Source organism: Mesorhizobium sp. 10J20-29 (genome assembly GCF_054130485.1).
In genome coordinates this window covers 368,900-395,836 of the sequence record NZ_CP199156.1, presented here as the reverse complement: position 1 = coordinate 395,836, position 26,937 = coordinate 368,900, and the positions used below count along the sequence as shown (strand labels likewise).

The window sequence follows — 26,937 nt, the reverse complement described above, 5'->3', positions numbered from 1 at the left end:
AGCATGAACCAAACCGCCCAGACGCCCGACGCGCCGATCCTCTCGGTCAATAATATCGAGGTGATCTACGACCGTGTCATCCTGGTGCTGAAGGGCGTTTCGCTCACCGTGCCGGCCGGCGGCATTACCGCCATCCTCGGCGCGAACGGCGCCGGCAAGACAACCACGCTGAAGGCCATCTCCAACCTGCTCAGGGCAGAGCGGGGCGAGGTCACCAAGGGCACCATCGTCTTCGAGGACGCCGAGGTGCAGTCGCTGTCGCCTGACAATCTGGTGCGCCGCGGCTGCATCCAGGTGATGGAGGGCCGGCACTGCTTCGGCCATCTCTCGGTCGAGGACAATCTGATGACCGGCGCCTACACGCGGCGCGACGGCAAGGCCGCCATCACGCGCGACCTTGAACTCGTCTATGACTATTTCCCGCGCCTCAAGGTCCGCCGTTCCAGCCAGGCCGGCTACACCTCGGGCGGCGAACAGCAGATGACGGCCATCGGCCGCGCGCTGATGTCGAAGCCGAAGATGATCCTGCTCGACGAACCGTCGATGGGCCTGGCGCCGCAGCTCGTCGAGGAGATCTTCGAAATCGTCCGCAAGCTCAACGAGGAGCAGGGCGTCTCCTTCCTGCTCGCCGAGCAGAATACTAACGTTGCGCTGCGCTACGCCAAGTACGGCTACATCCTGGAATCGGGGCGGGTGGTGCTTGATGGCGAGGCATCGGCGCTGCGCGAGAACGAGGACGTCAAGGAATTCTATCTTGGCGTTGCCGGCGAGGGGCGAAAATCCTTCAAGGATGTCAAGCACTACAAGCGCCGCAAGCGCTGGCTGGCGTGATGACCACTTCCCGCCTGGAATGGGTGCTGCTGCAGTTCGGCCGCAAGCTGTGGGTTCGCGCCTCGCTGTTTTCGGTGCTGGCGGTGGCGACCGCCTTCGTCGCGATCCTCGCCAAACCCTACATTCCCGACGACATCCAGACCAAGATCGGCGCCGACGCGGTCGACAACGTTCTGGGCATCATCGCGTCGAGCATGCTGGCGGTCACCATCTTCTCGCTGTCGACCATGGTCGCCGCCTTCACCGCCGCCACCAACAATGTGTCGCCGCGCGCCACCAAGCTGCTGATGGAGGATTCCACGGCGCAGAATGCGCTCGCCACCTTCATCGGCTCGTTCCTGTTCAGCGTCGTCGGCATCGTCGTGCTCAGCACAGGGGCCTATGGCGACGGCGGCCGCGTCGTCGTCTTCATCGTCACCATCGGCGTCATCATAGTCATTGTCCTGACGCTGCTGCGCTGGATCGACCACCTGTCGCGGCTCGGTCGGGTCGGCGAGACGACGGAGAAGGTCGAACACGCTACCGTCAAGGCGATGCGGGGGCGCATCGAGAGGCCCTATCTCGGCGGCATGAGGCTGGACGCCGAGGCCGCGCCCTCCGACACCGTCCTGCCGGCCTTCGCCGACCGGATAGGCTACGTCCAGCACGTCGACGCGGGCGCGCTTTCGGAACTCGCCGAGGCGGCCGGGGGCATGGTTCATATTGTCGCGCTGCCCGGCTCCTTCATCGATCCGAGCCGGCCGCTCGCCTATTGCGAAGGCCTCGACGAGGACGGCGTCTCCGAGGCGGCCAAGGCCTTCACGATCGGCGACGAACGTTCCTTCGACCAGGACCCGCGCTTCGGTCTCTGCGTGCTGAGCGAAATCGCCTCGCGTGCGCTGTCGACGGCGCTCAACGATCCCGGCACGGCGATCGACGTCATCGGCCGCGCGGTGCGCGTGCTGTCCGTCTGGTCGGGCCATGCCGATCAGAACGGCGAGGCGGAGGTCGTGTATCCAAGGCTGCGCGTGCGTCCGGTCGAGCTCGACGACCTCTTCGACGACATCTTTACGCCGATCGCGCGCGACGGGGCGTCGGTCGTCGAGGTGCACATCAGGCTGCAGAAGGCGCTGCTCATGCTTGGCCGGATGGAGGGCGAGCGGTTCCGTGACAATGCCATCCGGCATTCGCAGCTGGCGCTTGAACGGGCAGAGGCAGCGCTCGCCATCGAGCATGACCGCGCCACCCTGCGCGGTCTCGCTGAGAGGGTATGTGACCTCGACCGATAGCCTGCTTCATCGGGCACCGCCCGGTCGCGGTCGCTCCACCTGCCTTTTCGCTTTCGCACACCTATCGCCTGTTGGGACGCTGAGCGGCATTGCCCTCCCGGCGGCTTTTCGTTATGTGCCCTTGAGGCTTTCCTGGAGGTATTTCATGGCTGACCACTCGCCGACCGGACCCATCGAAACTGGCGCGAAGATGGACTATCCCGAGCATAACAAGACCTATGCCGGATTTCTCGCGCTGACAAAATACATCACGCTGTTCTGCGTGGCCCTGCTGATCGCCATGGCGTTCGGCTTCTTCACCAGCGCCGGCTTCTTCTCGGCCTCGGTTCTGCTGATAGCCATCTGCGCCGTCGGCTGGTACCTTCTGCGTTAAGGGGCTCCGACCCCAGACATCAGGTCATATCGACTGAAGTCCGGTCCTCCATGCCCGGGCTGTAAGCTGGACCGGTTCCAGCCGAAAGGATTTTGCGGTGGGACAGACTATCTTCATTCCGAAGGAAATCGATTCCAACGAGCCGCGTGTGGCTGCGTCACCCGATACGGTGAAGCGGTTTTCCGGCCTGGGGTTCACCGTCGTGGTCGAGCAGGGCGCCGGGCTCGCCTCGCGCATCACCGATGACGAATTCGCCAAGGCCGGCGCGACTATCGGCAAGGCGTCCGACGCCGGCAAGGCCGACATCTTGCTCAAGGTTCGCCGCCCGACCGATTCCGAGCTGAAGGGCTACAAGTCGGGCGCAGCTGTCGTCGCCACCATGGATCCCTACGGGAACGATGCGGCAGTCGCCGCAATGGCCAAGGCCGGTATCACCGCCTTCGCCATGGAGTTCATGCCGCGCATCAGCCGCGCCCAGTCGATGGACGTGCTGTCTTCGCAGGCAAACCTCGCCGGTTACCAGGCGGTGGTCGACGGCGCGGCCGAATATGACCGCGCGCTGCCGATGATGATGACCGCCGCCGGCACCGTGCCGGCCGCCAAGGTGTTCGTCATGGGCGTCGGTGTCGCCGGCCTGCAGGCCATCGCCACGGCGCGCCGCATGGGCGCCGTGGTTACCGCCACCGACGTTCGCCCCGCCGCCAAGGAACAGGTCGCCTCGCTCGGCGCAAAATTCCTCGCCGTCGAGGACGAGGAGTTCAAGGCCGCCGAGACCGCGGGCGGCTACGCCAAGGAAATGTCGAAGGAATACCAGGCCAAGCAGGCCGCGCTGACCGCCGAGCACATCGCCAAGCAAGACATCGTCATCACCACGGCGCTGATCCCCGGCCGGCCGGCGCCCAGGCTGGTTTCGGCCGCCATGGTCGCCTCGATGAAGCCGGGTTCGGTGCTGGTCGATCTCGCGGTCGAGCGCGGCGGCAATGTCGAAGGCGCGGTGGCCGGCAAGGTCGTCACCACCAAGAACGACGTCAAGATCGTCGGCCACCTCAACGTGCCGGGTCGTGTGGCGGCGTCTGCCTCGCTCCTCTACGCCAAGAACCTCTTCGCCTTCGTCGAGACGCTGGTCGACAAGGAAGCAAAGAAACTCGCGATCAACCGCGATGACGAACTCGTCAAGGCGACCATGCTGACCGACGCCGGCAAGGTCGTGCATGCGAACTTCGCCAAGGCAGCGCCGGCCGCAGCCGCTCCGGCCGACAAGGCCGTTGCCAAGGCGGCCAAGGGCACGGAGCCCGGCCTGGATGTCGCGCCGAAGAAGGCAGCGCCCGGGAAGGCCGCAACCAAGAAGCCAGCGCCGAAGAAGGCCGCCGCGAAGAAACCAGCCGCACCGAAAGGGACCGCGTGATGGAAAAGACCGCTCTCGAACAGGCTCTCGACCAGCTGGACCGGGCCGCCGCGGCCGTCCGGCTGGGCGTCCAGGACCTCGCCAACGCGCCGGGCACTGCCGACGCCGCGGGCGACGCCGCACATGCGCTGTCTGGCGGCGCCATCGACCCCTTCGTCTTCCGCTTCGCCATCTTCGTGCTGGCGATCTTCGTAGGCTACTACGTCGTCTGGTCGGTCACGCCGGCGCTGCATACGCCGCTGATGGCCGTTACCAACGCCATCTCGTCGGTGATCGTCGTCGGTGCCTTGCTCGCGGTCGGCATCTCGGCATCCGGCCTCGCCACCGGCTTCGGCTTCGTCGCGCTGATGCTGGTCTCGGTCAACATCTTCGGCGGGTTCCTCGTCACCCAGCGCATGCTGGCGATGTACAAGAAGAAGGAAAAGTGACGTGAACGCCAACTTCGCCTCCTTCCTCTACCTCGTCTCCGGCATCCTGTTCATCCTGGCGCTGCGCGGCCTGTCGCATCCGACGACCAGCCGCCAGGGCAACATGTACGGCATGATCGGCATGGCCATCGCCATCGCCACCACGCTGGCGCTGGCTACGCCCAGCCTCGGCGGCTTCGCGCTGATCGTGCTCGGGCTCGCCATCGGCGGCGGCGTCGGCGCGGTCACCGCGCGGCGCATCGCCATGACCTCGATGCCGCAGCTCGTCGCCGCCTTCCACAGCCTCGTCGGCCTCGCCGCAGTGATGGTTGCAGCGGCGGCAATGTATTCGCCCGAGAGCTTCGGCATCGGCACCGTCGCCGACATTCACAGCCAGGCGCTGGTCGAGATGTCGATCGGCGTCGCCATCGGCGCCATCACCTTCACCGGCTCGGTCATCGCCTTCCTGAAGCTCGACGGCCGCATGTCCGGCAAGCCGATCATGCTGCCGATGCGCCATGTCGTGAACGCTGCGCTCGCCATCGCGCTCGTGGTGCTCATCGTGCTGCTCGTCACCACCGAGAGCTTTACCGTCTTCTGGCTGATCGTCGCCGCCTCGCTGCTTCTCGGCGTGCTGCTGATCATCCCGATCGGCGGCGCCGACATGCCGGTTGTCGTGTCGATGCTCAACTCCTATTCCGGCTGGGCAGCCGCGGCACTCGGCTTCACGCTCGGCAACCTGGCGCTGATCATCACCGGCGCACTGGTCGGCTCGTCTGGCGCGATCCTGTCCTACATCATGTGCAAGGGCATGAACCGCTCCTTCATCTCGGTCATTCTCGGCGGCTTCGGCGGCGAGACGGCGGCTGCTGCCGACGACGGCATCGAGCGCACGGTCAAGCAGGGCTCGGCAGACGACGCCGCCTACCTGATGGCCAACGCCTCGAAGGTCATCATCGTGCCGGGCTACGGCATGGCGGTGGCGCAGGCGCAGCATGCGGTGCGCGAGCTTGCCGACAAGCTCAAGGCGCATGGCGTCGAGGTCAAGTACGCCATCCACCCGGTCGCCGGCCGCATGCCGGGCCACATGAACGTGCTGCTCGCCGAGGCCAACGTGCCCTATGACGAGGTGTTCGAGCTCGAGGATATCAATTCGGAGTTCGCGCAGGCGGACGTCGCCTATGTCATCGGCGCCAACGACGTCACCAATCCGGCCGCGCGTGATGACAAGAGCAGCCCCATCTACGGCATGCCGATCCTCGACGTCGACAAGGCGCGCACCTGCCTGTTCGTCAAGCGCTCGCTCGGCTCCGGCTATGCCGGCATCGACAACACGCTGTTCTACAAGGACGGCACGATGATGCTGCTCGGCGACGCCAAGAAGATGACCGAGGAGATCGTCAAGGCTATCGAGGCCTGACCTGCCAAGGCAGACAATGTTCGAAAAGCCCGGCCCGCGCGCCGGGCTTTTTCATTCGTGCTATGGTTGAAAGCCGAAGCCTCATGTCGGCGAGGCAGAATTTTCTTGGACAGGGAGACTTCCATGCCCAGAAAACCCGTAGCCAGGCAGGACAAGAAGAAGGTCGCAGATGCCGTGCCCGGCAAGCCCGACGCTGGCCGCCGGAGCCAGGCCGTGGTCATCGTCCACGGCATGGGCGAGCAGCGGCCGATGTCGACGCTGCGGAGCTTTGTCGAGGCGGTGTGGTCGCGCGATGCCAGGCTACGGCGAGAGGCCGGCCACCCGAACGCCAACAAGACCTGGATCACGCCCGACGAGCGGGCCGGCTCGCATGAGCTGCGCCGCATCACCACGCCCTACGTGAACGGTATCCGGACCGATTTCTACGAGCTCTACTGGGCCGATGTGACGCGCGGCACGACCCGCTCGCGCCTCGTCGCCTGGGTGCTCGAGCTTCTCTGGCGCAAGCCGGACGACATTCCCGCCGACGCCAGGCGCCTCTACATCGCCACCGCCGTCGTGACGGTGCTGTTTGCCGTCGTCGCTTTCCTGGTCGCGCTCGGCTCGTTCTGGAACCCGTTGCTCGCCGCCATCATCGCGGCGGTCGGCGCCGTGCTGTTCTGGTTTCTCGACCAGTTCGTCGTGCCCTATTTCGGCGACGTCGCCTCCTACGTCCAGGCAACGCCGACAACCGTCGCCCAGCGGGCCGAGGTGCGCGAGCGCGGCCTGAAGCTGTTGCGCGAACTGTCGGACGACCCGCGCTACGACCGCATCGTCCTCGTTGGCCACAGCCTTGGCTCCATCCTCGCCTATGACCTTTTGCAGATACTGTGGGCCGAGCGCCGTCCGGGCGGCCTGACCATGCGAGGTGACAGGGCCCTCATCGCGGCAATCCGCGAGGCCGGCGCTCATGCCGCCTTGCCTGGCGCTTTTCCCAGGCAACTTGCCGATGAGGAAAGGACTGCGTTCCGAGCCGCGCAGTGGAGGCTGCACACGCTTCTGAGGGCGCGCGACGGCGACCAGCCAGTCTGGAAGATCAGCGATTTCGTTACCCTCGGCAGCCCGCTCACGCATGCCGAGTTCCTGATGGCAAAGAACGAGGACGCCTTCCGCGAAGGAGTGGCCGAGCGTCTTTTCTCGATCTGCCCGCCGCTGTCGGACAGCGCCAGCGAGCCCGACGTGATGTATTACGAGAGGCCGAGGGTGCGCGCCATGCATCACGGTGCCTGCTTTGCCGCGACGCGCTGGACGAATGTTTACGACATCGGCAACCTGCTTTCGACCGGCGATCCGATCTCCGGCGACATGACGGAAAATTTCGGCGGCGGCGTCGAAAACGTCCAGGTGCGCCTGGAAGGTCGGCTGGGCCGCACCTTCACCCATACGCTCTACTGGTCCCTCGATGCCGAGGGCGTCGAGGTGGAAGCTGCCGCCGGCATCAGGCGCAGCCATCTCGAGGTGCTGCGCGACGCTGTCGATCTCGGCCGACGTCTGGAAAGCTAGAGCGAGTTGCCGGGGACCGGCCGCGAGAGCCTGACGGCCGCGACGCAACCGAGGACCGCAAGCGGCAGGAAGGCGAGGAAGAGCCAGCGCGCCACGCCTTGCGCGGTCTCCGGCGACAGGCCTTGGGAAAATCCGCTGGCATTGGCGATGATGCCGCAAAGGGCCGCGCCCACGGCGTAGCCGATGCGCTGCATGGTCGGGATGGCCGAGGAAGCAATGGTGCTCTCGGCCGGGTCGGCGACGGCAACGATGACCCGCGTCACGAAGGGCCAGGCGATGCCGAAGCCGCCCCCTTGCAGGATGGCGCAGGCGAGGATCAGCGGGATCGAGCCGACGGGCATGGCATAGGCGAAACCGGCAACCCCGCCGGCGATCATCAGCGCGCCGGTCACGATGATCAGACGTTCGCGTTGCGGCGGCGCATTGGCGACCATGATCGACAGAATCGACCAGGCGACCGATTCGGCTGCGATGATGTAGCCGGCCGTCAGGATCGGAATGTCGTGCAGCGTCGTCATGATCAGTGGGCCGTAGACGGCAAAGGAACAGGTGGCGACCGAAAAGGCGAGCACCATGGTCATGCCGCTGCCGACAGGCGTGCGCCAGCTGAACGGGCGTGACGGAAACAGCCGCGAAGCGGGCCGCCAGCCATCGATGACGAAGAACAGCACCAGTCCGGCCAGCCCGCAGATCAGGAAGAGGCTGGAGCGCAACGGCGCGATGCCGACGCCGGCAAGCCCGATCAGCACCACGCCGGCGGCCAGAACGCAAAGCGCAGGCAGCGGGAAGGGCGGCGCCACCGCGCCGGCGCGCCGCCTGGTTGCCTCGGGGCTGCGCAGTACCGCGAAACAGGCCAGCGCCATCGCCAGGCCGGCTGCCGTGAACATGCCGAAGGCCCAGCGCCACGACAGCATCTCGGCAGCCAGTGCGCCGAGCAGCGGGCCGCTGAAGGCGGCCACGCCCCAGATCGCCGACATCACGCCGAAGAGCTGCGGCCAGATGCGCCGCGGGAAGAGCCGCTCGACCGAGACGAAGGCGAGCGCCACCAGCGCCCCGCCGCCAAGACCCTCAATCAGGCGGCCGGCGAGGAAGACGATCATGTTGGGTGAGGTGGCGCAGATCAGCGCACCCACCGCATAGAGCCCGGCGGCAACGGCCATGTTGGTGCGCAGCGGCACGTAGCTGATCATGCGCCCTGCGGCGGCGCCCGCGACGATGGCGCCGAGCTCGTAGATCGCCAGTGCCCAGCCGACGAGTTCCACCCCGGAGAGGTTGGCGACCATGGCCGGCATGATCGTCGCCACCATGGTCTCGTTGGTGGCATGCAGCATGATGCCCAGGCTGATGAAGCAGAAGCGCGCGAGGTCGCCGCTTGCCCATAGCGCTCGCCAGTCAGCCCGGTTTGCAGCCTGATGCTCCATGGTGCCTGCGAATAGACAAGGCTCCGCCGGTCAGCAAGCGCTAGGGATGGGTCCAGTCAGTCCGCATTGCTCCGGCCCCTGCGGATCGGGCGCAAAAAAAAAGGCCGGCGGAGTTACCGCCGGCCTTGTGCCTGCTCCCGGTTTCCCGGGAAATATTCAGTTGGACGAACTGCGCAACTGAAACTGCGTGACGCCGACGGCCAGATTCAGGCCGGTCTGCGTCTGCAGGCTGAGCGGCTGCAGCGTGAAGTTGGTGCCGGTGCCGCCGATCAACAGGTTGGCGCCGCCGCCGATGCCGGCCGAGGCCTCGGCGCTTGCCCCGACATAGTCGCCGGCCAGCGCGCCGGGCGCATAGATGTTGCTGCTCGGTGCCAGCACCAGCCAGCTCATCGTGGTCGCCTCGGTGACGCCGATGTCGATGCCGAACTTGTTGACCACGCCAAAATAGGGCTCCGGCGCAAAAGTGTTGTCGCTCGGCGAGAAGTTGCACTTCATGTCCTTGGACGAGCTGATGATCAGCCCGACGCCGCCGTCGATCTGGCACTCAAGCACGCCGAGTTCCACGCCCGGCTGCTGGGCAAGCGCCGGCGATACCGCGCCGGCAGCAAGGGCAAAGAGGGCAGTAGCGATCGTCTTTTTCATGTCAATCTCCTGCTTCGTTTGAGCCGATGGGGCGGCCTGGTTCAGGCCACCCGTCCTGGGTCGCTATTTCAGCGAGGAAATGAGCTCGATCGAGGTCACGGCAACGGCCACGTTCAGGCCGGTCTGTGCCTGCACGCTGAGCGGCTGCAGGGTGAAGGAGTCGCGGAAACCGCCGGTCAGCAGGTTCGCACCGCCGCCCGTGACGACGCTCGCCTCGGCATTGACGCCGAAGTAGTTGCCGGCCAGCTGGCCCTCGTCATAGTTGCGGCTGACGGCAAGTACCGCCCACTGCAGCGAGCCCTGGTGGGTCTTGCCGAGGTCGACGCCGAGCTTGGAGATCATGCCGGTGTCGAAGTTTTTTTTTTTTTTTTTTTTTTTTTTTTTTTTTTTTTTTTTTTTTTTTTTTTTTTTTTTTTTTTTTTTTTTTTTTTTTTTTTTTTTTTTTTTTTTTTTTTTTTTTTTTTTTTTTTTTTTTTTTTTTTTTTTTTTTTTTTTTTTTTTTTTTTTTTTTTTTTTTTTTTTTTAAAAAAAAAAAAACAAAAAAAATTTTTTTTTTTTTTTTTTTTTTTTTTTTTTTTTTTTTTTTTTTTTTTTTTTTTTTTTTTTTTTTTTTTTTTTTTTTTTTTTTTTTTTTTTTTTTTTTTTTTTTTTTTTTTTTTTTTTTTTTTTTTTTTTTTTTTTTTTTTTTTTTTTTTTTTTTTTTTTTTTTTTTTTTTTTTTTTTTTTTTTTTTTTTTTTTTTTTTTTTTTTTTTTTTTTTTTTTTTTTTTTTTTTTTTTTTTTTTTTTTTTTTTTTTTTTTTTTTTTTTTTTTTTTTTTTTTTTTTTAAAAAAAAAAAAAAAAAAAAAAAAAAAAAAAAAAAAAAAAAAAAAAAAAAAAAAAAAAAAAAAAAAAAAAAAAAAAAAAAAAAAAAAAAAAAAAAAAAAAAAAAAAAAAAAAAAAAAAAAAAAAAAAAAAAAAAAAAAAAAAAAAAAAAAAAAAAAAAAAAAAAAAAAAAAAAAAAAAAAAAAAAAAAAAAAAAAAAAAAAAAAAAAAAAAAAAAAAAAAAAAAAAAAAAAAAAAAAAAAAAAAAAAAAAAAAAAAAAAAAAAAAAAAAAAAAAAAAAAAAAAAAAAAAAAAAAAAAAAATTTTTTTTTTTTTTTTTTAAAAAAAAAAAAAAAAAAAAAAAAAAAAAAAAAAAAAAAAAAAAAAAAAAAAAAAAAAAAAAAAAAAAAAAAAAAAAAAAAATTTTTTTTTTTTTTTTTTTTTTTTTTTTTTTTTTTTTTTTTTTTTTTTTTTTTTTTTTTTTTTTTTTTTTTTTTTTTTTTTTTTTTTTTTTTTTTTTTTTTTTTTTTTTTTTTTTTTTTTTTTTTTTTTTTTTTTTTTTTTTTTTTTTTTTTTTTTTTTTTTTTTTTCCTGGCCTGGCGCATCGTAAAAAAAAAAAAAAAAAAAAAAAAAAAAAAAAAAAAAAAAAAAAAAAAAAAAAAAAAACACTGCGCCCGCCTTGCGGTAGAGATTGCCGCGGCCGATATAGGCGGCGTCGTAGTTCGGGTTGATCTGGATCGAGCGATTGTAGTCGGCCAGCGCCTGTGTCTGGTCCCCGGTGAAGCGGTAGATCAGCGCCCGGTTGGCATAGGCCTGGTAGAAATTCGGCCGCAGCTTTATGGCGGTGTCGAAATCCTTCAGCGCCTCGTTGTACTTGCCACCGCGGCCATAGGCCGAGCCGCGCACATTGTAGGCTTCAGGATCCTGCGGGTTGCGCGCGATCACGGCCGTCAGCGAGGCGATGTTCTGCTCGGAGCCCTGCGCGGTGTCGATTGTGGCCAACTCGCCCGTCGGGCCGCTGCTCTGGCAGGCCGTAAGGGCAAGGCCCGCGGCAAGGACTGCCGCCATCATCGCGCCGCTCCGCATCGAGAGCCTGCGGTCGCCAGTGGCTGCATTCATTACGAGACTATCCCCTTGCACTGCCAAATTCTTGCCGTCTGCGCCGCATTCCCTCGCACGCGGCGAAAAACGAAAGGTGGCGGCGATTCGCATCGCCCCACCTTCGTGGTATTGCCGGAAAAAGACGAAAGATAGGCGATAGTTACCGCGCCGGGCGGCCTGCGCCTGCTCCGGTAGCCGCCGGACGCGGCGTCATCGGCAGCAATCCCTCGCGCTGCGCGCGCTTGCGGGCCAGCTTGCGGGCGCGGCGAACGGCCTCGGCCTTTTCGCGGGCGCGCTTTTCGGACGGCTTCTCGTAGTGGCCGCGCATCTTCATTTCGCGGAAGATGCCTTCGCGCTGCATCTTTTTCTTGAGCGCGCGGAGCGCCTGGTCAACATTGTTGTCGCGGACGAGTACCTGCACGGGCGTTCCTGTTCGTGTTCAAAAGACCAATGGCCAAGCCGTATAGGCTAAAGCCCCCGCGGTAGCCTGCACCGCGAATTGCGGCGGCACTTAGCAGAATCGGCGACCGATGTCGAGTGGCAGTTTGCGTGGGCCAGCCCGATGCGGTCTTTTGCATTCGACATTGCCGCCCGGCTTGTGTATGCGGCCACTCCCCGCCGCTTCGGCGCGCCCCCCCAACCCATGGGATATGTGATGCCCCCGGCCTTCGGTGGAATTGACTTCGGCACCTCGAACTCGACCGTCGGCATCCTCGCCGACGGTCGGCCGCGCCTCGTTGCGCTGGAGGGCGAGCAGACCACTCTGCCGAGCGCCGTCTTCTTCAATTTCGAGGATAATGCGACGCGCTTCGGCCGCCGCGCTATCGCCGACTATACCGATCATGCCGAGGGGCGGCTGCTGCGCGCACTCAAGAGTGTCCTCGGATCCTCGCTGATCCACGAAAAGACGCGCATCAAGTCGCGCTCGGTGCCGTTTTCCGACATTATCGGCGAATTCATCGGTCATCTGAAGTCGAAGCTTGACGCGGCCCTCGGCGAACCGGTCGACAATGTCGTGCTCGGTCGCCCCGTGCATTTCGTCGACGATGATGACGTGGCCGATGCCGCGGCGCAGGAGGAGCTCGGCAAGGCCGCGCGCCGCCAGGGCTTCGCGCATATCGAGTTCCAGTACGAGCCGATTGCCGCGGCGCTTGACTATGAGCAGTCGGTGACGCGCGAGGAACTGGCTCTGATCGTCGACATCGGCGGCGGCACCTCCGACTTCTCGATCGTGCGGGTGTCGCCGGAACGCCGCAATGCCGCGGACCGACGCGAGGACATCCTTGCCAATGCCGGCGTGCATATCGGGGGTACCGACTTCGACCGGCTGTTGTCGCTCGCCAGTGTCATGCGCGATCTCGGCTACCTGACGCCGACGCGCGACGGCAAGCGCAACCTGCCCGCCGCCTATTACGTCGACCTCTCGACCTGGCAGCGGATCAATCTCCTCTACACGCCGAAGGCGATGACCGAGTTGCGGCAGATGCGCTACGAGGCGGCCAAGCCGGAACTCGTCGAGCGTCTCATCGACATCGTCACGCACCGACAGGGGCACGCGCTGGCCGGCGCAGTCGAGCAGGCCAAGATCGACCTCACCGAGCAGGCCGAAACCGGTATCAGGCTCGGCCTTTCCGACGGCGATCTTGCCGTCAAGGTCTCGCGCGCGCAGTTCGAAAGCGCCGTCGCCGACGCCGTCGGCCGCGTCGCCGACACGGTCCGCGCCATGCTCGCCCAGGCACAGCTGCCGGCGTCGCGCATCGACACGATCTTCCTGACCGGCGGGTCGACTGCCGTGCCCGTCTTGAGGACGGCGATGCTCGGCCTGTTCCCGGGCGCCAAGGTCGTGGCCGGCGACCGTTTCGGCAGCGTCGGGCTCGGCCTCGCGCTCGATGCGGGCCGTAAGTTTGCCGGTACTGAAAGCGTGCGGAAATCGGCCTGATTGCGCCATGCGGCGTTGCAACTGGTCCGAGAACTAGCCCGATCTGACACATTCGCGTTGCAGCTTGCGGGTTTAAGGGCAAAAGCGAATATCTGTCACCTGCGCCAGCAGGGCAGGGAGCATGCATTGACCGATACCACTGTCCGTTCGCCGGCGGTTGCCGATGGCACCGTGTTTGCCGTTATCCTGGCCGTCAGCTTCTGCCATTTCATCAACGATGTGATGCAGTCGCTGCTGTCGGCGCTCTATCCGATGCTGAAGGAAGATTTCCAGCTCGACTTCTGGCAGATCGGCCTGCTCACCATGGCCTTCATGGTGACGGCCTCGCTTCTCCAGCCGGCGATCGGCATGTATACCGACCGGCGCCCGATGCCCTATTCGCTGCCAGTCGGCATGACCTCCTCGATGATCGGCCTGATCCTGCTCGCCACCGCGCACAGCTATGTCATGCTGCTCATCGGCGCCGCCTGCATCGGCCTCGGTTCGGCGATCTTCCACCCCGAATCCTCGCGCGTCGCGCGGCTGGCCTCGGGTGGCCGCTACGGCCTTGCGCAGTCGACCTTCCAGGTCGGCGGCAATTTCGGCCAGGCCATGGGACCGCTGCTCGCCGCCTTCATCGTCGTGCCCTACGGCCAGGGCAGCGTCGCCTGGTTTGCGCTTGGCGCGCTCGTCGGCATCGTCGTGCTCAGGCGGGTCGGCGCCTGGTACAGCGCGCACCTCAAGACGGCTCATCTGCGCAAGCCGGCGGCCTCGCGCTTCCCTGGCCTGCCGCGCTCCAAGGTGACCTCGGCGCTTGTCATCCTTGCGCTGCTGACCTTCACAAAGAACGGCTATACGGCGGGCATCGCCAGCTACTACACCTTTTTCGTGATCGAGAAGTTCGGCGTCTCGGTGCAGGCCTCGCAGGTCATGCTGTTCCTGTTCCTCGGCGCTTCGGCGCTCGGCATCCTGCTCGGCGGCCTGTTCGGCGACCGTTTCGGGCCGAAGACGGTGATCTGGTTCTCGATCCTCGGCGTTCTGCCCTTCACGCTCGCACTGCCCTATACAAACCTGGTCTGGACCAACGTGCTGGTTGTCCTGATCGGGTTGATCCTGTCGTCCGCCTTTTCCGCGATCGTCGTCTTCGCGCAGGAACTGGTGCCCGGCCGGGTCGGCATGGTGGCGGGCATCTTCTTCGGCTTCGCCTTCGGCATGGGCGGCATCGCCGCGGCAGTTCTCGGCGTCGTCGCCGACGCCCGCGGCATCGAGTATGTCTTCCAGATCTGCTCCTACCTGCCGCTGGTCGGGCTGCTGACGATCCTGCTTCCCAGCACCGGCTCGGCGCGGTCGGCTACATAGCCGCAGCCCAAAGCGGCAGCCCCCGTCGCAAATAAAGCAAGGGTGACACGGGCTTTTCGCTAGTGGTACATGACGCCCTCGGACGGACCGATCCCGTCCCGGCAGTCACGAGGCCAGGGGAAGCATGCGGAAATATTCGGTATTTGCCATCGCCCGCGAAGCGATGCGCGCCCACAAGGGCTGGGACGAGCAGTGGTCGTCGCCCGAGCCGCGTGCGGAATACGACGTCATCATCGTCGGCGCCGGCGGCCATGGCCTGGCGACGGCCTATTATCTTGCGAGCGTGCACGGCATCACCAATGTGGCGGTGCTGGAAAAGGGCTGGCTCGGCGGCGGCAATACCGGCCGCAACACCACCATCATCCGGTCCAACTACCTCTATGACGAATCGGCCGGCATCTACGACCATGCGCTGAAGCTGTGGGACGGGCTGTCGCAGGAGCTCAACTACAACGTCATGTATTCGGCCCGCGGCGTCATGATGCTGGCGCACAATGTGCACGACGTGCAGGTGCTGAAGCGCCACGTCCACGCAAACCGGCTGAACGGCATCGACAACGAATACCTGACCCGCGAGCAGGCCAAGGAATTCTGCCCGCCGCTCAACACCTCGCGCGATGCGCGCTATCCGGTCGTCGGCGCCGCCCTGCAGCGGCGCGGCGGCACTGCCCGCCACGACGCTGTCGCCTGGGGCTATGCGCGCGGCGCCTCGGCGCGCGGCGTCCACATCATCCAGAATTGCGAGGTCACCGGGGTCAAGCGCGCGCCGAACGGCGCGGTCACCGGCGTCGAGACGACGCGCGGCTTCATCGGTGCCAAGAAGGTCGGCGTCGTTGCTGCCGGCCATTCCTCGGTCATCATGAACATGGCCGGCGTGCGCATGCCGCTCGAATCCTACCCGCTGCAGGCACTGGTGTCGGAGCCGGTCAAGCCGGTGTTTCCATGCGTCGTCATGTCGAACACGGTGCACGCCTATATTTCCCAGTCCGACAAGGGCGAACTGGTCATCGGCGCGGGCACCGACCAGTACATTTCCTACTCGCAGACGGGGGGGCTCCATATCCTCACCCACACGCTCGACGCCATCTGCGAGATGTTCCCGATGTTCACGCGCATGAAGATGCTGCGCTCGTGGGGCGGCATCGTCGATGTCACGCCGGACCGCTCGCCTATCCTCGCCAAGACGCCGGTGCCTGGCCTCTACGTCAATTGCGGCTGGGGCACGGGCGGCTTCAAGGCGACGCCGGGTTCGGGACATGTCTTCGCGCACACCATTGCCAATGACGAGCCGCACAAGATCAACGCTCCCTTCACACTGGAGCGCTTTCGCACCGGGCGCCTGATCGACGAGGCCGCCGCCGCGGCCGTGGCGCACTGATGCATCTGGCCGCCGCAACCTTTGCCTTTGCCGCGCCACTCGCCATCGCCCAGGGCGTACACGGCGACGCGCTGCGTCTTGTCAGCACCTTTCCGGAGCTGGAGATCAACCGGGCGACGAGCGAGCACGAATGGCCCTTCTCGGTCGATTCCGGCACGCTGAGCTGCGTCTCGCTCAACGGCAGGGAGATGGTCTTCTTTGCCGAGCCGTGGCGCGATGACGTGCCGCAGGAGCTCGGCAACATGACGCTTCCGCGCATGGCGGTGGTATCGACCAATCCGCTGGCACTGCTTGCCTCGTTCGAGGACCGCGCGCTCTATCTGCCTTTCGACACGCTGGAGACACTCGTCGGGCGCCTTGCTCCCTTCGAGGAGATGGGCCTCGCCCTGTGCGACGAGGCTTCGCCCCAGCCGGACGAGCTCTGAGGAAAGAACATGCTTCTCATCCATTGCCCCTATTGCGAGGAAGAGCGTCCGGAACTCGAGTTTCGCAACGCCGGCGAGGCCCATATCGCGCGCTCGCCCAGCATTGCCGAGGAGAGCGGCGAGGACTTCGAAAAGTTCTTCTTCATCCGCTCCAACCCCAAGGGCGTGATCTTCGAGCGCTGGCGCCACGTGCATGGCTGCGCGCGCTTCTTCAACGCGGCGCGCGACACCGTCACCGATCGCTTCATCACCACCTACAAGGCCGGAGCGCCGAAGCCGTCGATGCCGAAATCGGCAAGCGGCCCCGCGGCCTATGCCAACCGTCCGCCGGATCAGCTCAACGTCAAGCGCCCGCGCCGCAAGCCGGCCAGCAAGGGAGAGGCGAAATGACGGCGAGCTTCCGCATCGCCGGCCGTGGCCGCCTGTCGTCGCGCACCGCCCGCTTCAGCTTCGACGGCAAGCCCTATGCCGGTCTTTCCGGCGACACGCTGGCATCGGCGCTGCTTGCCAATGGCGTGCATTTGGTCGGCCGCTCGTTCAAGTATCATCGGCCGCGCGGCATCCTGTCGGCAGGTGCCGAGGAGCCCAACGCGCTGGTCTCGGTCGAGCGCGATGCGGCGCGCAAGACGCCCAATGTCCGCGCCACGGTGCAGGAACTCTATGAGGGACTTTCGGCAAGCTCGCAGAACCGCTGGCCGTCGCTCGCCTTCGACGTCGGCGAAGTCAACGACGTGGTCTCGCCGATGTTCTCGGCCGGCTTCTACTACAAGACCTTCATGTGGCCGAAGGCGGCATGGAAGAGCCTCTACGAGCCGGTGATCCGCTCTGCGGCGGGCCTCGGCGTCGCGCCCGACCTTCCGGACCCCGACCATTACGCGGCGCGCTACGCGCATTGCGAGGTGCTGGTGCTCGGCGGCGGCGCCGCTGGGATCGCGGCAGCCCTTGCGGCGGCAGAAACCGGCGTTCGCGTCGTCATCTGCGACGAGCAGGCCGAACTCGGCGGCGCCATGCGCTACGAGGCGGGTGCCGCCATCGACGGCCAGGACGGATGGGCCTGGGCGCAGGCCAGCGTCGCGAAACTCGCGGCCATGGACAATGTCACCATCCTGCCGCGCACGACCGCTTTCGGCTATTACGCGCAGAACTTCGTCGGACTCGCCGAGCGGGTCACCGAGCATCTCGCCGATCCGAAGGGCCTGCCGCGCGAACGGCTGTGGCAGGTGCGCGCCAGGCGCGTCATCCTTGCCACCGGCGCCATCGAGCGTCACATGGTATTCGCAGACAACGACCGGCCGGGCGTCATGCTGGCCTCGGCGGCGCGCACCTATCTCAACCATTACGGCGTCACCGTAGGCCGCAATGTCGGCGTCTACACCGCCAATGATTCCGCCTATGCCGCGGCGCTCGACCTGAAGAAGGCGGGTGTCAGCATCGCGGCGATCGTCGACCTGCGCGACAACCCCGCCGGCCCGCTGGTCGACGAGGCGCGCTCGCTCGGCATCGACATCCATCATGGCCGTGGTGTCGTCGGCGTCGGCGGCAAGCTCCGCGTCTCGTCGATGACCGTGCAGCCCAAGGGCGGGGGTGTTGCGCGCACCATTCCGGTCGACGCGCTTCTGGTGTCCTCCGGCTGGACCCCGTCGGTGCATCTCTTCTCGCAGTCGCGCGGCAAGGTCGTCTTCGACGACGCCACCAAGCGCTTCCTGCCGGGCAATTATGCACAGGACTGCGTCTCCGTTGGCGCCTGCAACGGCACCGACAGCCTCTCTGCGACGCTCGACCAGGCCTGGGCGGCCGGCGCCAAGGCGGCCAAGGAAGCGGGCGGCAGCGTGACCAAGGGAACCAAGCCCAAGGTCGATTCCGGCGAGAATTTTTCGGGCGGCATGCTCGGCGCCGGTCCGGGCGCGGGAGCCGACAAGACGGTCAAGGCCTTCGTCGACTTCCAGAACGACGTCACCGCCAAGGACATCCGGCTCGCCGTGCGCGAGGGCATGCGCTCGATCGAGCACGTCAAGCGCTTCACCACCAACGGCATGGCTACCGACCAGGGCAAGACGTCCAACATGCACGGCCTGGCGATCGCCGCCGAGACGCTCGGCAAGGACATCCCGGAGGTCGGTCTCACCACCTTCCGCGCGCCCTACACGCCGGTCACCTTCGGCACCATCGTCAACCATGGCCGCGGTCCCCTGTTCGACCCGACGCGGCGCACGGCGACGCATGACTGGGCCCAGAAACACGGCGCCGTGTTCGAGGATGTCGGCCAGTGGAAGCGCGCCTGGTATTTCCCCAAGGCGGGCGAGGACATGCAAGCCGCGGTCAACCGCGAATGCCGCACGGTGCGCGAGACGGCCGGCCTGTTCGACGCCTCGACGCTCGGCAAGATCGAGGTCGTCGGCCCGGACGCGGCAAAGTTCATGGAGCTGCTCTACACCAACCCGTGGGAGAAGCTCGAGCCCGGCCGCTGCCGCTATGGCATCATGCTGCGCGAGGACGGTTTCATCTATGATGACGGCGTTGTCGGCCGCCTGGCGCCCGACCGTTTTCACGTCACCACCACGACCGGCGGTGCCGCGCGCGTCATGAACCACATGGAGGACTACCTCCAGACCGAGTTCCCGCAGCTCGACGTCTGGCTGACCTCCATTTCGGAACAGTGGGCGGTCATCGCCGTGCAGGGCCCCAACTCACGCAGGATCGTCGGACCGCTGGTCGAGGGCATCGACATGTCGGACGAGGCCATGCCGCACATGTCGGTGCGCGAGGGCACGATCTGCGGCGTGCCGACTAGGCTTTTCCGCATGTCGTTCACCGGCGACCGCGGCTTCGAGGTCAACGTGCCGGCCGATTACGGCCAGGCCGTATGGGAAGCGCTGTGGGCCGAGGGCCAGAAGCATGGCGCCTGCGCCTACGGCACCGAGGCGATGCACGTGCTGCGCGCCGAGAAGGGCTATATCATCGTCGGCCAGGACACGGACGGCACCGTGACGCCTAACGACGCCGGCCTCGACTGGGCGATCGGCAAGAAGAAGACCGATTTCGTCGGCATTCGCGGCCTGACCCGCCCGGATCTCGTGGCGCCGGGACGCAAGCAGCTCGTCGGCCTGAAGACCAAGGACCCGAAGACCGTGCTTGAAGAGGGCGCGCAGATCGTCGCCAATCCGCGGCAACCGATCCCGATGACCATGATCGGCCATGTCACCTCGAGCTACTGGTCGGAGAATTGCGGCCGCTCCATCGCGCTGGCGCTGCTGGCAGGCGGCCGCGAGCGCATGGGCGAGACGCTGTTCGTTCCGATGCCGGAGGGCCCGATCGAGGTCGAGGTCTGCTCGCCGGTATTCTTCGACGAGAAGGGAGGCCGCCTCAATGGCTAAGGCCGCAAAGATCGCCACCGCCGCCCGTTCCCCGATTTTCGCCGGACGGGAGTTTTCCGCCGATGGCGCAAGGATCGCCGTGCTGGCGCCGTCGCATCGCCTGGCGCTGCGCGCGCCGGAAAAGTCGCTTGCCGCCCTGTCAAAGGCACTCGGCCTGAAACTGCCGGCGTCGCCGAAGAGTTCAGTCACCAAGGGCAGCCGCAGCGCGCTCTGGCTCGGTCCGGACGAATGGCTGGTCATCGACGACGGCGGCAAGGACCCGCTCGAGGACTGCGCCCGCGTCAAGGTGCTGCACTCGGCGGTCGGCGTCTCGCACCGCAATGTCGGCCTCTCGGTCACCGGCCCGCGTGCTGCCGAAACGCTCAACGCCGGATGCCCGCAGGACCTGTCGCTCGCCGCCTTTCCGGTCGGCGCCTGCTCGCGGACCATCCTGGGCAAGGCCGAAATCGTGCTTCTGCGCAATGCCGAGGACAGCTTTCGCGTCGAATGCTGGCGCTCCTTCTCGGATTACGTGCTAGCTTTTCTCACCGACGCGGCGACCGACGCAGCCTGACCCGGAACCTTGCAAGCAGGCCTGCGTTGCGAAGCTGATCCAACGCATAGGTGATTCATGCCCGACCAGACGAAGCCGGCTCAAGCCCCAAAAACATCCCCGGCGGTCCGTTCCCTCGACCGCGAGAAGCAGAAGCTCAAGGAACTCAAGGAAGAGGAACTGGAAGAGGGTCTGGAAGACACGTTTCCGGCCAGCGACCCTGTTTCCGTGACCTCGACCTCGATCCCGGGCGGCCCCAAGGCCGAGCGCAAGAAGTCCGGCTGACCGGCCCGTCGGCCTAGCTCCGGCACCAGACTTCCTTGTGGCCCCGCCATGGCCTGGCCAGGCCCTCGCGCACCAGAATGGCGCCAGCCTCGCCGGAACTGCCAGAGACACTTGCCAGTGTGCGACCATGACGATCGACGCCGCTGCGCTCGATGGTGAAGCTGTTGCGGGACAGGATCTGGGCCAGGCGCTGCGTCGCCTTGACGGCGAGCTTCTTCTCCTGGCTGCAGCGACCGAGGATCTCCGGCGCATCGATGGTCTCGATGCGGATCTTTTCGCCGTCGTACCAGAAAGTATCGCCGTCGACGACGCAGTTCAGGCGCTTGCCGGGCCCGCAAATCTCGAAATCGATGGGTGCGGCACGCAGAGAACTGGCAACCAGCACGGTCTTTTCGGACTTCACGACCTTCGGTGCCGGCGTGGTGCTGGAAGCGACGCGTTGCTGGATGTCGTTGGCGAAGCGGACAGCGATCGCCGTGGTGCGGCGGCCGAAGCTGCTGCTTTCAAAGATCTTGCCCAGGTCCGCGGAAAAGAAGCCAACCCCGGCGGAAAGCGCGATGCAGACTGCCAGCCAGCCGGAAACCGGGTTTCGGCGTGGTCCGCTATCCTGTTGTCTTTGCCCCGGCCATGGCTGGGCCGTCGCATCCTTCATAGAGCATCCCCTTAACTAGGGGACTGCTCATACCCTGCCGCCCGTTGAAGAAGCGTTAGGTCAACTGGGACAGTTTGAAAAAGCTTATCCTTAACGCGGCAAGCAACGAACAGATAACCTTACAGATGTGTCTGCGGCGGAAAGCCAAGGCGCCGTCGGGACCCCGCGGCCTTCAGCACATTGTCGCGGGCAGGAACCTATGTGCCGCCGGCCCGTTGAGCAGCATCCCCAACTCAACGGATCGAGGAAACACCATGGCTTCAACAATCTCGAAACTTCGCGGTATGGAAAGCGATCTGGAAGATCAGGTCGCCGCTCTGACCAAGGAGCTGTCGGCGCTCAAGAAGTCGGTCTCCCGTCGGGGCGCAAATGCGTACCAGGACACCCGCGATGGCGCCTCGGAGGTTTATGGCGAGTTGTGGGACCGCTTCGCAGAGTCCCTGCCCGCTATGCGCAAGCGCGCCCGTGCCGCCGAGAAAGTGGCGCGCGACAACCCGGCGACCACGGCCTTTCTGGGCCTCGCCGTCGTTGGACTCGCGGCAGCACTACTGCTGCGCCGCTAGGCCAGCAAACCCGGAATGTTCAGGTCGAGAGCCTGCCGCGCAACCAGCGCGGCGGGCTTTCAGCCGTCGTTGGCAGCGTTCAGTTCTTCCGGCTGCAGGCCCTCATCTTCTGGCTCTGCATCGAGCGAGATGGCGGTGATAAGCCGGCGCGACTTCAGCAGCGGCGCATTCTTGGCCGCCAGCCCCGGCATGCGCGGATTGGCCTTATGGGCCTCGAAGGCCGCGGCGTTCGCATAGAGCTCGTTGACCAGCAGTCTGTTGGCGACCGGGTTGCCGGCTTCGTCGGTCTGCTGGATCACTTCGAAGCGGAGACAGCCTGGTTCCTCGTGAAGCGTGCGCCGGGCATGGTCGCGCAGGCTTGCGGCCAGTTCGTCCTGACAGCCCTCATTGGCCTCGAATTCCACGATCACGGTCACTTTGGGCACGTCACTCTCCTTCGTCGATCAGCCTGACGGCAAGTCCGGCCAGCACGGGCACCAGATCGCCATGCCTGATCCCCCTTTCGGGATTGGAGGCATTGCCGTCAAGAGCGCGTTTGTAGACTCCCTGGCAAATCGCCGCCAGCCGGAAGAACGAGAAGGCAAGACAGGCGTTCCACCCGGCAATGCCGCCGATTCCGCGCCTGCGGCAATAGTCCGCCACATAAGCGGCTTCGCCGGGGATGCCGATTGCCCCGCGGTCGATGCCGGCCAGCCCGCCGAGATTGCCGAAGCCAAAATCGTGCGACAGGCGCCACTGCATGCACTGGTAGGCTAGGTCGGCATAGGGATGGCCGAGCGTCGACAGTTCCCAGTCCAGCACGGCGACGATCTCGGCCCGGTCCGGCGCAAACACCAGGTTGTCGAGCCGATAGTCGCCATGCACCAGCGATGTCTGCTCGTCGTCGGCCGGAAGATGCTCTTCCAGCCAGGTGATCAGCCGGTCCATGTCTGCGATCCGCGTGGTCTCGGCGGCGCGGTACTGCGCCGACCAGCGCGCCAGCTGCCGCTCGAAATAGCTGCCCGGCCGGCCGTAATCGGCAAGGCCGGCGGCGGCAAGGTCAACGTCGTGCAGGACGGCGAGTGTCCGGTTCATCGCGCCATAGATCGCTGCCCGCTCATCCTTGCCGGCAAGCTCCGGCAGCGCCGGGTCCCAGAAGATGCGACCCTCGACGAACTCCATGACATAGAACATGCGGCCGATTGGGGAAGCCTCGCCCGACAGGTGCAGCATTTTCGGCACCGGCACGGCGGTGGGGCCAAGCGCCTTCATCACGCGGAATTCGCGGTCGACCTGGTGAGCGGATTTCAGCAGTTCGCCGGGCGGCTTGGCGCGCAGCACGTAACGGCCGCTCTTCGCGCGCAGCAGGTAGGTCGGGTTCGACTGCCCGGACGTGAATTTCTCGATGCTTTGCAGGCCAAGGAAGCCGGGAATCTCGGCTTCGAGGTAGGGCGCCAGAACGCCCGCATCGACAGCGTTCGGGTCTTCCATCACTCTTCTTTGGGCTGGATGAAGGTCAGCGTCAGCCAGCGTGCGGTCAGCGCCGGCTTGATCGAGTTCTCGATCTCGATGGTCACGTCGTTGGCGATCTGGATCCAGCCGGAAGGCCGCGCCTTGACGTCGGCGAGCCTGAAGCGCGCGCGGATGTTGGAGCCGGTCTTGATCGGCGTCACGAAGCGCACGGTGTCGAAGCCGTGGTTGATGCCCATGTCGGCGCCTTCCAGCCGCGGCAAAGTCTCGTAGGAGAAGGCCGAAAGCAGCGACAGCGACAGGAAGCCATGCGCGATGGTGCCGCCGAACGGCGTCTCGGCGGCGGCGCGCGCGGGATCGCAATGGATGAACTGGTGGTCGTCCGTGGCGTCGGCGAAATGGTCGATCATCGTCTGCGTCACGGTGCGCCAGGGCGACACGCCGGTCTCCTGGCCGACCGCGGCCAGCATTTCGTCAAGGGTGATGGATTTCAAGCCAGGCGTCTCCGGTTGCGGGCGGCGTCAGTCCTTGAACAGCGTCATGCCGTGCTGCACCGACTGGCCGCCATCGATCGGCAGGATGGCGCCGGTGACATAGGCGCCGGCGCGGCTGCACAGATAGAGCGTTGCGCCGGCAATGTCATCCGGCCGGCCGATGCGGCCAAGCGGCACATGGCTGCCGACCTTCTGCGCGCCTTCCTCTGTGGCCGTGGCGAAGGCCGTCATGCGGCTCTGGAAAGGGCCGGGCGCGAAGGCGTTGACGGTGATGCGTCGGCCGGCGAGTTCCACCGCCAGCGTGCGCGTCAGGTGGTGAACCGCCGCCTTCGAGGCGGTGTAGGAATAGGCGTCGTCGGCAAGCGGCTGCGTGCCCATGACCGAACCGAGATTGACGATGCGCGAAGGGTCGTCGTCGCTAGCGGCATTGGCCAGCAGCGGAACCAGTTCGCGCGTCAGATGGAACAGGCCAACCACGTTGACCGCCAGCACCTTGGTCCAGCCGGCATAGGGAAATTCCGCGAAGGGCGCGCCCCATGACGTGCCGGCATTGTTGAACAATATGTCGAGACGGTCGGTCCGCGCCTTGACCGCCGCCGCGAGCGCCAGAACGCCGTCCTCGCTGGAAACGTCGCCGGCAAAGCCCTCGGCCTTGCCCGGTGCTCCGAGCGCATTCAGTTCGGCTGCCGCCTTCTCGCAGTCGGCGCCCTTTCGCGAGGCGACAAGCACCGTCGCACCGGCCCTGACCAGCGCGGTCGCCGCCATGCGGCCGATGCCGGTGGCGCCGCCGGTCACCAGCGCCGTCTTGCCGCCCAGCGAGAACAGTTCCTCGAGATAACTCATGATCTTCGCCGCCCTTGGACCACCGGTCGCGTTGACAATGTCACCGGAAGTACGGTCATCCTTGCCGCGGGTAAAGTGCCGAGGGAGAAAAGTCCGATGTCCGACATGGCGCTTGGAATGACGGAGCGGCTGAAGCCGATCCACGAACGCGTCGAGCGCATGGTGCGCGACGAGATCATCCCGCTCGACCATGAATTCCTCGCCGAGGTCGGCAAGGAGGGCGACCGCTTCGCCTACACGGCGCGACAGACCGAGATTCTCGAAGGGCTGAAGGCCAGGGCGCGCGAGCGTGGTCTGTGGAACTTCTGGCTCACTGGCTCAGACCGCGGCTACGGCCTCAGCACCGTCGAATATGCCTATCTCGCCGAGGAGATGGGCAAGGCGCATCTCGGCGCGGAGACCTTCAACTGCTCGGCGCCCGACACCGGCAACATGGAGGTGCTGGAGCGCTACGGTGCGCCCGAGCACAAGAAGAAATGGCTGGAACCGCTGCTCGAGGGAAAGATCCGCTCGGCCTACCTGATGACCGAGCCGGACGTCGCCTCTTCGGACGCCACCAACATCTCGATGCGCTGCGAGGCCGACGGCAACTACTACGTGCTCAATGGCGAGAAGTGGTGGTCGTCGGGCGCCGGAGACCCGCGCTGCGCGATCTACATCGTCATGGTCAAGACCGACCCCGGCGCACCGAAGCACGGCCAGCATTCGATGATACTGGTGCCAGCCGACACCAAGGGCGCCACCAAGCTGCGCGCCATGCAGGTCTACGGCGACGACGACGCGCCGCATGGCCACATGCACCTGAAATTCGACAATGTCCGCGTGCCTAAGGCCAACCTGATCCTCGGCGAGGGCAGGGGCTTCGAGGTTGCGCAGGGCCGGCTGGGGCCCGGCCGCATCCATCATTGCATGCGCGCCATCGGCCAGGCCGAGATGGCGCTGGAGATGATGTGCCAGCGCTCGTTGTGGCGCGAGGCCTTCGGCAGCCGGCTCGCCGAACTCGGCGCCAATTTCGACATCATCGCCGAATGCCGCATGGAAATCGAGCAGGCGAGGCTGCTTTGCCTCAAGGCGGCATGGATGATGGACCAGGGCGACCCCCGCGCCGCCGCGCCCTGGATCAGCCAGGTCAAGGTGGTGGCGCCGCGCGTTGCGCTCAAGGTCACGGACGAGGCGGTACAGATGTTCGGTGCCCAGGGCATCAGCCAGGACACGCCGCTCGCCCGCTCCTGGACCCATCTGAGGACGCTGCGCCTGGTCGACGGTCCGGATGCCGTGCACCGCAGGCAGGTAGCCAGGACGGAGCTGAGAAAGTATACGCAGGAAAAGATCTGATTGCACCGACAGGCAATCTGGCGGAACCCGGGCTGCGTACAGCCCGTTGGCGATGCATCCCCAACCGAGAGAGCTTTTCTGATGACACTTCCCGACGACATGCAGGCGCTGGTCCTGAACAATGACGGATTCGCCCTGAAGAAATCGGGCAGCGCGCTGGAAGCGCTCGATCCCTATGTGACGCTGACCAGCATCGGCGTGCCGCGGCCCGGTCCGAGCCAGGTGCTGGTCAAGGTGTCTCTCGCCTCCATCAATCCCTCCGACGTGATGTTCATCAAGGGGCAGTACGGCCAGCCGCGCGCAAAGGGCCAGCCGGCCGGCTTCGAGGGCGTCGGAACCGTGGTCGCCGCGGGCGAGGCTGCCGCGCCGCTCGCAGGCATGCGCATCGCCTTCGCCACCGGCCAGTCGGGCTGGGGTTCGTGGGCCGACTATGCCCTCGCCGAGGCCGGCGCCTGCATCCCGCTGATCGACGGCGTGCGCGATGAGGACGGCGCGGCACTCATCGTCAATCCACTGACGGCGATCGCCATGTTCGGCATCGTGCGCGAGGCCGGCGAAAAGGCCTTCGTCATGACCGCCGGCGCCAGCCAGCTGTCGAAGCTGATCCTCGAACTGGCCAAGGAGGCCGGCTACCGCCCGATCGTCACGGTACGACGCGACGACCAGATCGAAGCGCTGAAAGCAGCTGGCGCGGTGCATGTCCTCAACGCTACGGCCGACGACTTCCACGAGAAGCTGCGCGAAGTCATGAAGGCCGAGAAGCCGCGCATCTTCCTCGACGCCGTCACCGGCTCGCTGGCCTCCGCGATCTTCGCGGCGATGCCGCGCGGTGCACGCTGGATCATATACGGCCGCATGGATCTCGGCGACACGCTGATACCTGAGCCCGGTCAGCTGATCTTCATGAACAAGCGTATCGAAGGCTTCTGGCTGACCGAATGGATGCGTCAGGCCGGCGAGCGGCGCAAGGAAGCCGTCATCGAGGCGCAGATGCGTTTTGCCGATGGCCGCTGGGCGACCGACGTCACCGCCATCGTGCCGCTCTCCGAAGCCGTCGCCCGGGTTCCGGACGAACTGGCGAAACCCAACGGCAAGGTCTTCATCAAGCCCTAGCAGC

28 protein-coding genes are annotated in these 26,937 nt (G+C 63.2%); 18 read left to right on the top strand and 10 right to left on the bottom strand.

Annotated elements, in window-relative coordinates; translation table 11 throughout:
* Positions 1-3 precede the first annotated feature (3 nt).
* The 7 genes from ACT2BZ_RS01945 to ACT2BZ_RS01915 all read left to right on the top strand — a co-directional run bounded on the left by ACT2BZ_RS01945 (position 4) and on the right by ACT2BZ_RS01915 (position 7,246).
* Positions 4-831, top strand: a complete 828-nt coding sequence (locus ACT2BZ_RS01945) for an ABC transporter ATP-binding protein (RefSeq protein ID WP_457938893.1) — start codon at positions 4-6, stop codon at positions 829-831.
* Positions 831-2,099, top strand: a complete 1,269-nt coding sequence (locus tag ACT2BZ_RS01940) for a DUF2254 domain-containing protein (RefSeq protein ID WP_457938892.1) — start codon at positions 831-833, stop codon at positions 2,097-2,099. The genes ACT2BZ_RS01945 and ACT2BZ_RS01940 overlap by 1 nt, the downstream gene beginning before the upstream one ends.
* Positions 2,100-2,244: 145 nt before the next feature.
* A complete protein-coding gene (locus tag ACT2BZ_RS01935) occupies positions 2,245-2,472 on the top strand; it encodes an aa3-type cytochrome c oxidase subunit IV (protein ID WP_457938891.1) in 228 nt (75 codons plus the stop codon).
* Between the two features lie 97 nt (positions 2,473-2,569).
* On the top strand, positions 2,570-3,877 hold the full coding sequence (locus ACT2BZ_RS01930; protein ID WP_457938890.1) for a Re/Si-specific NAD(P)(+) transhydrogenase subunit alpha: 1,308 nt from the start codon (positions 2,570-2,572) through the stop codon (positions 3,875-3,877).
* Positions 3,877-4,305 (top strand): proton-translocating transhydrogenase family protein, encoded by a 429-nt coding sequence (locus ACT2BZ_RS01925; protein ID WP_457938889.1) that lies wholly within the window; start codon positions 3,877-3,879, stop codon positions 4,303-4,305. Before ACT2BZ_RS01930 ends, ACT2BZ_RS01925 begins: the two co-directional genes overlap by 1 nt.
* A 1-nt stretch (position 4,306) precedes the next feature.
* A complete protein-coding gene (locus ACT2BZ_RS01920; RefSeq protein WP_457938888.1) occupies positions 4,307-5,704 on the top strand; it encodes an NAD(P)(+) transhydrogenase (Re/Si-specific) subunit beta in 1,398 nt (465 codons plus the stop codon).
* A gap of 123 nt (positions 5,705-5,827) precedes the next feature.
* On the top strand, positions 5,828-7,246 hold the full coding sequence (locus tag ACT2BZ_RS01915) for a hypothetical protein (protein ID WP_457938886.1): 1,419 nt from the start codon (positions 5,828-5,830) through the stop codon (positions 7,244-7,246).
* Here ACT2BZ_RS01915 and ACT2BZ_RS01910 read toward each other — a convergent pair.
* The 5 genes from ACT2BZ_RS01910 to rpsU form a co-directional block, all read right to left on the bottom strand.
* The gene (locus ACT2BZ_RS01910) at positions 7,243-8,667 is read right to left on the bottom strand and encodes an MFS transporter (protein WP_457938885.1); all 1,425 of its coding nucleotides are present in this window, start codon (positions 8,665-8,667) and stop codon (positions 7,243-7,245) included. The two genes, ACT2BZ_RS01915 and ACT2BZ_RS01910, sit on opposite strands and share 4 nt — an antisense overlap.
* Before the next feature lie 156 nt (positions 8,668-8,823).
* Complete coding sequence (locus ACT2BZ_RS01905) at positions 8,824-9,309, bottom strand: DUF992 domain-containing protein (RefSeq protein WP_457938884.1); 486 nt, start codon at positions 9,307-9,309, stop codon at positions 8,824-8,826.
* Between the two features lie 63 nt (positions 9,310-9,372).
* Positions 9,373-9,651, bottom strand: coding sequence for a DUF992 domain-containing protein (locus ACT2BZ_RS01900; protein ID WP_457938882.1), 279 nt, complete (start codon positions 9,649-9,651; stop codon positions 9,373-9,375).
* Between the two features lie 800 nt (positions 9,652-10,451).
* Complete coding sequence (locus tag ACT2BZ_RS01895; protein ID WP_457938881.1) at positions 10,452-11,231, bottom strand: tetratricopeptide repeat protein; 780 nt, start codon at positions 11,229-11,231, stop codon at positions 10,452-10,454.
* A gap of 142 nt (positions 11,232-11,373) precedes the next feature.
* Positions 11,374-11,634 (bottom strand): 30S ribosomal protein S21, encoded by a 261-nt coding sequence (rpsU, locus tag ACT2BZ_RS01890; protein WP_457938879.1) that lies wholly within the window; start codon positions 11,632-11,634, stop codon positions 11,374-11,376.
* A gap of 234 nt (positions 11,635-11,868) precedes the next feature.
* Here rpsU and ACT2BZ_RS01885 point away from each other — a divergent pair, with 234 nt between their 5' ends.
* The 8 genes from ACT2BZ_RS01885 (at position 11,869) to ACT2BZ_RS01850 (ending at position 20,484) form a co-directional block, all read left to right on the top strand.
* A complete protein-coding gene (locus ACT2BZ_RS01885) occupies positions 11,869-13,152 on the top strand; it encodes an Hsp70 family protein (protein ID WP_457938877.1) in 1,284 nt (427 codons plus the stop codon).
* Positions 13,153-13,278: 126 nt separating this feature from the next.
* Positions 13,279-14,490: an MFS transporter gene (locus ACT2BZ_RS01880; RefSeq protein ID WP_457938876.1), complete on the top strand. Its 1,212-nt coding sequence runs from the start codon at positions 13,279-13,281 to the stop codon at positions 14,488-14,490.
* Positions 14,491-14,614: 124 nt separating this feature from the next.
* Positions 14,615-15,868, top strand: coding sequence for a sarcosine oxidase subunit beta (locus tag ACT2BZ_RS01875; protein ID WP_457938874.1), 1,254 nt, complete (start codon positions 14,615-14,617; stop codon positions 15,866-15,868).
* Positions 15,868-16,293, top strand: a complete 426-nt coding sequence (locus ACT2BZ_RS01870) for a hypothetical protein (protein ID WP_457938872.1) — start codon at positions 15,868-15,870, stop codon at positions 16,291-16,293. Before ACT2BZ_RS01875 ends, ACT2BZ_RS01870 begins: the two co-directional genes overlap by 1 nt.
* Positions 16,294-16,302: 9 nt before the next feature.
* Positions 16,303-16,683 (top strand): sarcosine oxidase subunit delta, encoded by a 381-nt coding sequence (locus ACT2BZ_RS01865; RefSeq protein ID WP_457938870.1) that lies wholly within the window; start codon positions 16,303-16,305, stop codon positions 16,681-16,683.
* Positions 16,680-19,667: a sarcosine oxidase subunit alpha gene (locus tag ACT2BZ_RS01860; RefSeq protein ID WP_457938869.1), complete on the top strand. Its 2,988-nt coding sequence runs from the start codon at positions 16,680-16,682 to the stop codon at positions 19,665-19,667. Before ACT2BZ_RS01865 ends, ACT2BZ_RS01860 begins: the two co-directional genes overlap by 4 nt.
* Positions 19,660-20,220 (top strand): sarcosine oxidase subunit gamma, encoded by a 561-nt coding sequence (locus tag ACT2BZ_RS01855; protein WP_457938867.1) that lies wholly within the window; start codon positions 19,660-19,662, stop codon positions 20,218-20,220. The genes ACT2BZ_RS01860 and ACT2BZ_RS01855 overlap by 8 nt, the downstream gene beginning before the upstream one ends.
* A 57-nt stretch (positions 20,221-20,277) precedes the next feature.
* Complete coding sequence (locus ACT2BZ_RS01850) at positions 20,278-20,484, top strand: hypothetical protein (RefSeq protein ID WP_457938865.1); 207 nt, start codon at positions 20,278-20,280, stop codon at positions 20,482-20,484.
* A 13-nt stretch (positions 20,485-20,497) separates the two neighbouring features.
* On the opposite strand, the gene ACT2BZ_RS01845 is transcribed toward ACT2BZ_RS01850, so the two are convergent.
* Positions 20,498-21,136, bottom strand: coding sequence for a thermonuclease family protein (locus tag ACT2BZ_RS01845; protein WP_457938864.1), 639 nt, complete (start codon positions 21,134-21,136; stop codon positions 20,498-20,500).
* A gap of 254 nt (positions 21,137-21,390) precedes the next feature.
* On the opposite strand from ACT2BZ_RS01845, the gene ACT2BZ_RS01840 reads away from it, so the two are divergent.
* A complete protein-coding gene (locus tag ACT2BZ_RS01840; protein ID WP_457938863.1) occupies positions 21,391-21,699 on the top strand; it encodes a hypothetical protein in 309 nt (102 codons plus the stop codon).
* Between the two features lie 59 nt (positions 21,700-21,758).
* Here ACT2BZ_RS01840 and ACT2BZ_RS01835 read toward each other — a convergent pair whose 3' ends face one another.
* From ACT2BZ_RS01835 to ACT2BZ_RS01820, 4 genes are read right to left on the bottom strand one after another with little or no spacing between them, the layout of a single operon-like run.
* Entirely contained in the window at positions 21,759-22,124 is a 366-nt protein-coding gene (locus tag ACT2BZ_RS01835) for a putative quinol monooxygenase (RefSeq protein WP_457938862.1), read from the bottom strand.
* A 1-nt stretch (position 22,125) separates the two neighbouring features.
* On the bottom strand, positions 22,126-23,169 hold the full coding sequence (locus ACT2BZ_RS01830; RefSeq protein WP_457938861.1) for a phosphotransferase: 1,044 nt from the start codon (positions 23,167-23,169) through the stop codon (positions 22,126-22,128).
* Positions 23,169-23,642, bottom strand: a complete 474-nt coding sequence (locus tag ACT2BZ_RS01825) for a MaoC family dehydratase (protein ID WP_457938860.1) — start codon at positions 23,640-23,642, stop codon at positions 23,169-23,171. Before ACT2BZ_RS01825 ends, ACT2BZ_RS01830 begins: the two co-directional genes overlap by 1 nt.
* Positions 23,643-23,669: 27 nt before the next feature.
* Complete coding sequence (locus ACT2BZ_RS01820) at positions 23,670-24,485, bottom strand: SDR family oxidoreductase (protein ID WP_457938859.1); 816 nt, start codon at positions 24,483-24,485, stop codon at positions 23,670-23,672.
* 96 nt (positions 24,486-24,581) lie between these two features.
* On the opposite strand from ACT2BZ_RS01820, the gene ACT2BZ_RS01815 reads away from it, so the two are divergent.
* Together ACT2BZ_RS01815 and ACT2BZ_RS01810 are read left to right on the top strand one after the other, a co-directional pair.
* Positions 24,582-25,820: an acyl-CoA dehydrogenase family protein gene (locus tag ACT2BZ_RS01815; RefSeq protein WP_457938858.1), complete on the top strand. Its 1,239-nt coding sequence runs from the start codon at positions 24,582-24,584 to the stop codon at positions 25,818-25,820.
* 81 nt (positions 25,821-25,901) lie between these two features.
* A complete protein-coding gene (locus ACT2BZ_RS01810) occupies positions 25,902-26,933 on the top strand; it encodes a zinc-binding dehydrogenase (RefSeq protein ID WP_457938857.1) in 1,032 nt (343 codons plus the stop codon).
* Positions 26,934-26,937: the final 4 nt, after the last annotated feature.

Excerpts from the sequence above, each read along its gene's own strand:
- ACT2BZ_RS01945 (WP_457938893.1), top strand. The coding sequence starts at position 4 with ATGAACCAAACCGCCCAGACGCCCGACGCGCCGATCCTCTCGGTCAAT.
- ACT2BZ_RS01940 (WP_457938892.1), top strand. The coding sequence starts at position 831 with ATGACCACTTCCCGCCTGGAATGGGTGCTGCTGCAGTTCGGCCGCAAG.
- ACT2BZ_RS01935 (WP_457938891.1), top strand. The coding sequence starts at position 2,245 with ATGGCTGACCACTCGCCGACCGGACCCATCGAAACTGGCGCGAAGATG.
- ACT2BZ_RS01925 (WP_457938889.1), top strand. The coding sequence starts at position 3,877 with ATGGAAAAGACCGCTCTCGAACAGGCTCTCGACCAGCTGGACCGGGCC.
- ACT2BZ_RS01915 (WP_457938886.1), top strand. The coding sequence starts at position 5,828 with ATGCCCAGAAAACCCGTAGCCAGGCAGGACAAGAAGAAGGTCGCAGAT.
- ACT2BZ_RS01910 (WP_457938885.1), bottom strand. The coding sequence starts at position 8,667 with ATGGAGCATCAGGCTGCAAACCGGGCTGACTGGCGAGCGCTATGGGCA.
- ACT2BZ_RS01905 (WP_457938884.1), bottom strand. The coding sequence starts at position 9,309 with ATGAAAAAGACGATCGCTACTGCCCTCTTTGCCCTTGCTGCCGGCGCG.
- ACT2BZ_RS01900 (WP_457938882.1), bottom strand. The coding sequence starts at position 9,651 with ATGATCTCCAAGCTCGGCGTCGACCTCGGCAAGACCCACCAGGGCTCG.
- ACT2BZ_RS01895 (WP_457938881.1), bottom strand. The coding sequence starts at position 11,231 with ATGAATGCAGCCACTGGCGACCGCAGGCTCTCGATGCGGAGCGGCGCG.
- ACT2BZ_RS01885 (WP_457938877.1), top strand. The coding sequence starts at position 11,869 with ATGCCCCCGGCCTTCGGTGGAATTGACTTCGGCACCTCGAACTCGACC.
- ACT2BZ_RS01875 (WP_457938874.1), top strand. The coding sequence starts at position 14,615 with ATGCGGAAATATTCGGTATTTGCCATCGCCCGCGAAGCGATGCGCGCC.
- ACT2BZ_RS01870 (WP_457938872.1), top strand. The coding sequence starts at position 15,868 with ATGCATCTGGCCGCCGCAACCTTTGCCTTTGCCGCGCCACTCGCCATC.
- ACT2BZ_RS01865 (WP_457938870.1), top strand. The coding sequence starts at position 16,303 with ATGCTTCTCATCCATTGCCCCTATTGCGAGGAAGAGCGTCCGGAACTC.
- ACT2BZ_RS01860 (WP_457938869.1), top strand. The coding sequence starts at position 16,680 with ATGACGGCGAGCTTCCGCATCGCCGGCCGTGGCCGCCTGTCGTCGCGC.
- ACT2BZ_RS01855 (WP_457938867.1), top strand. The coding sequence starts at position 19,660 with ATGGCTAAGGCCGCAAAGATCGCCACCGCCGCCCGTTCCCCGATTTTC.
- ACT2BZ_RS01850 (WP_457938865.1), top strand. The coding sequence starts at position 20,278 with ATGCCCGACCAGACGAAGCCGGCTCAAGCCCCAAAAACATCCCCGGCG.
- ACT2BZ_RS01845 (WP_457938864.1), bottom strand. The coding sequence starts at position 21,136 with ATGAAGGATGCGACGGCCCAGCCATGGCCGGGGCAAAGACAACAGGAT.
- ACT2BZ_RS01840 (WP_457938863.1), top strand. The coding sequence starts at position 21,391 with ATGGCTTCAACAATCTCGAAACTTCGCGGTATGGAAAGCGATCTGGAA.
- ACT2BZ_RS01830 (WP_457938861.1), bottom strand. The coding sequence starts at position 23,169 with ATGGAAGACCCGAACGCTGTCGATGCGGGCGTTCTGGCGCCCTACCTC.
- ACT2BZ_RS01820 (WP_457938859.1), bottom strand. The coding sequence starts at position 24,485 with ATGAGTTATCTCGAGGAACTGTTCTCGCTGGGCGGCAAGACGGCGCTG.
- ACT2BZ_RS01815 (WP_457938858.1), top strand. The coding sequence starts at position 24,582 with ATGTCCGACATGGCGCTTGGAATGACGGAGCGGCTGAAGCCGATCCAC.
- ACT2BZ_RS01810 (WP_457938857.1), top strand. The coding sequence starts at position 25,902 with ATGACACTTCCCGACGACATGCAGGCGCTGGTCCTGAACAATGACGGA.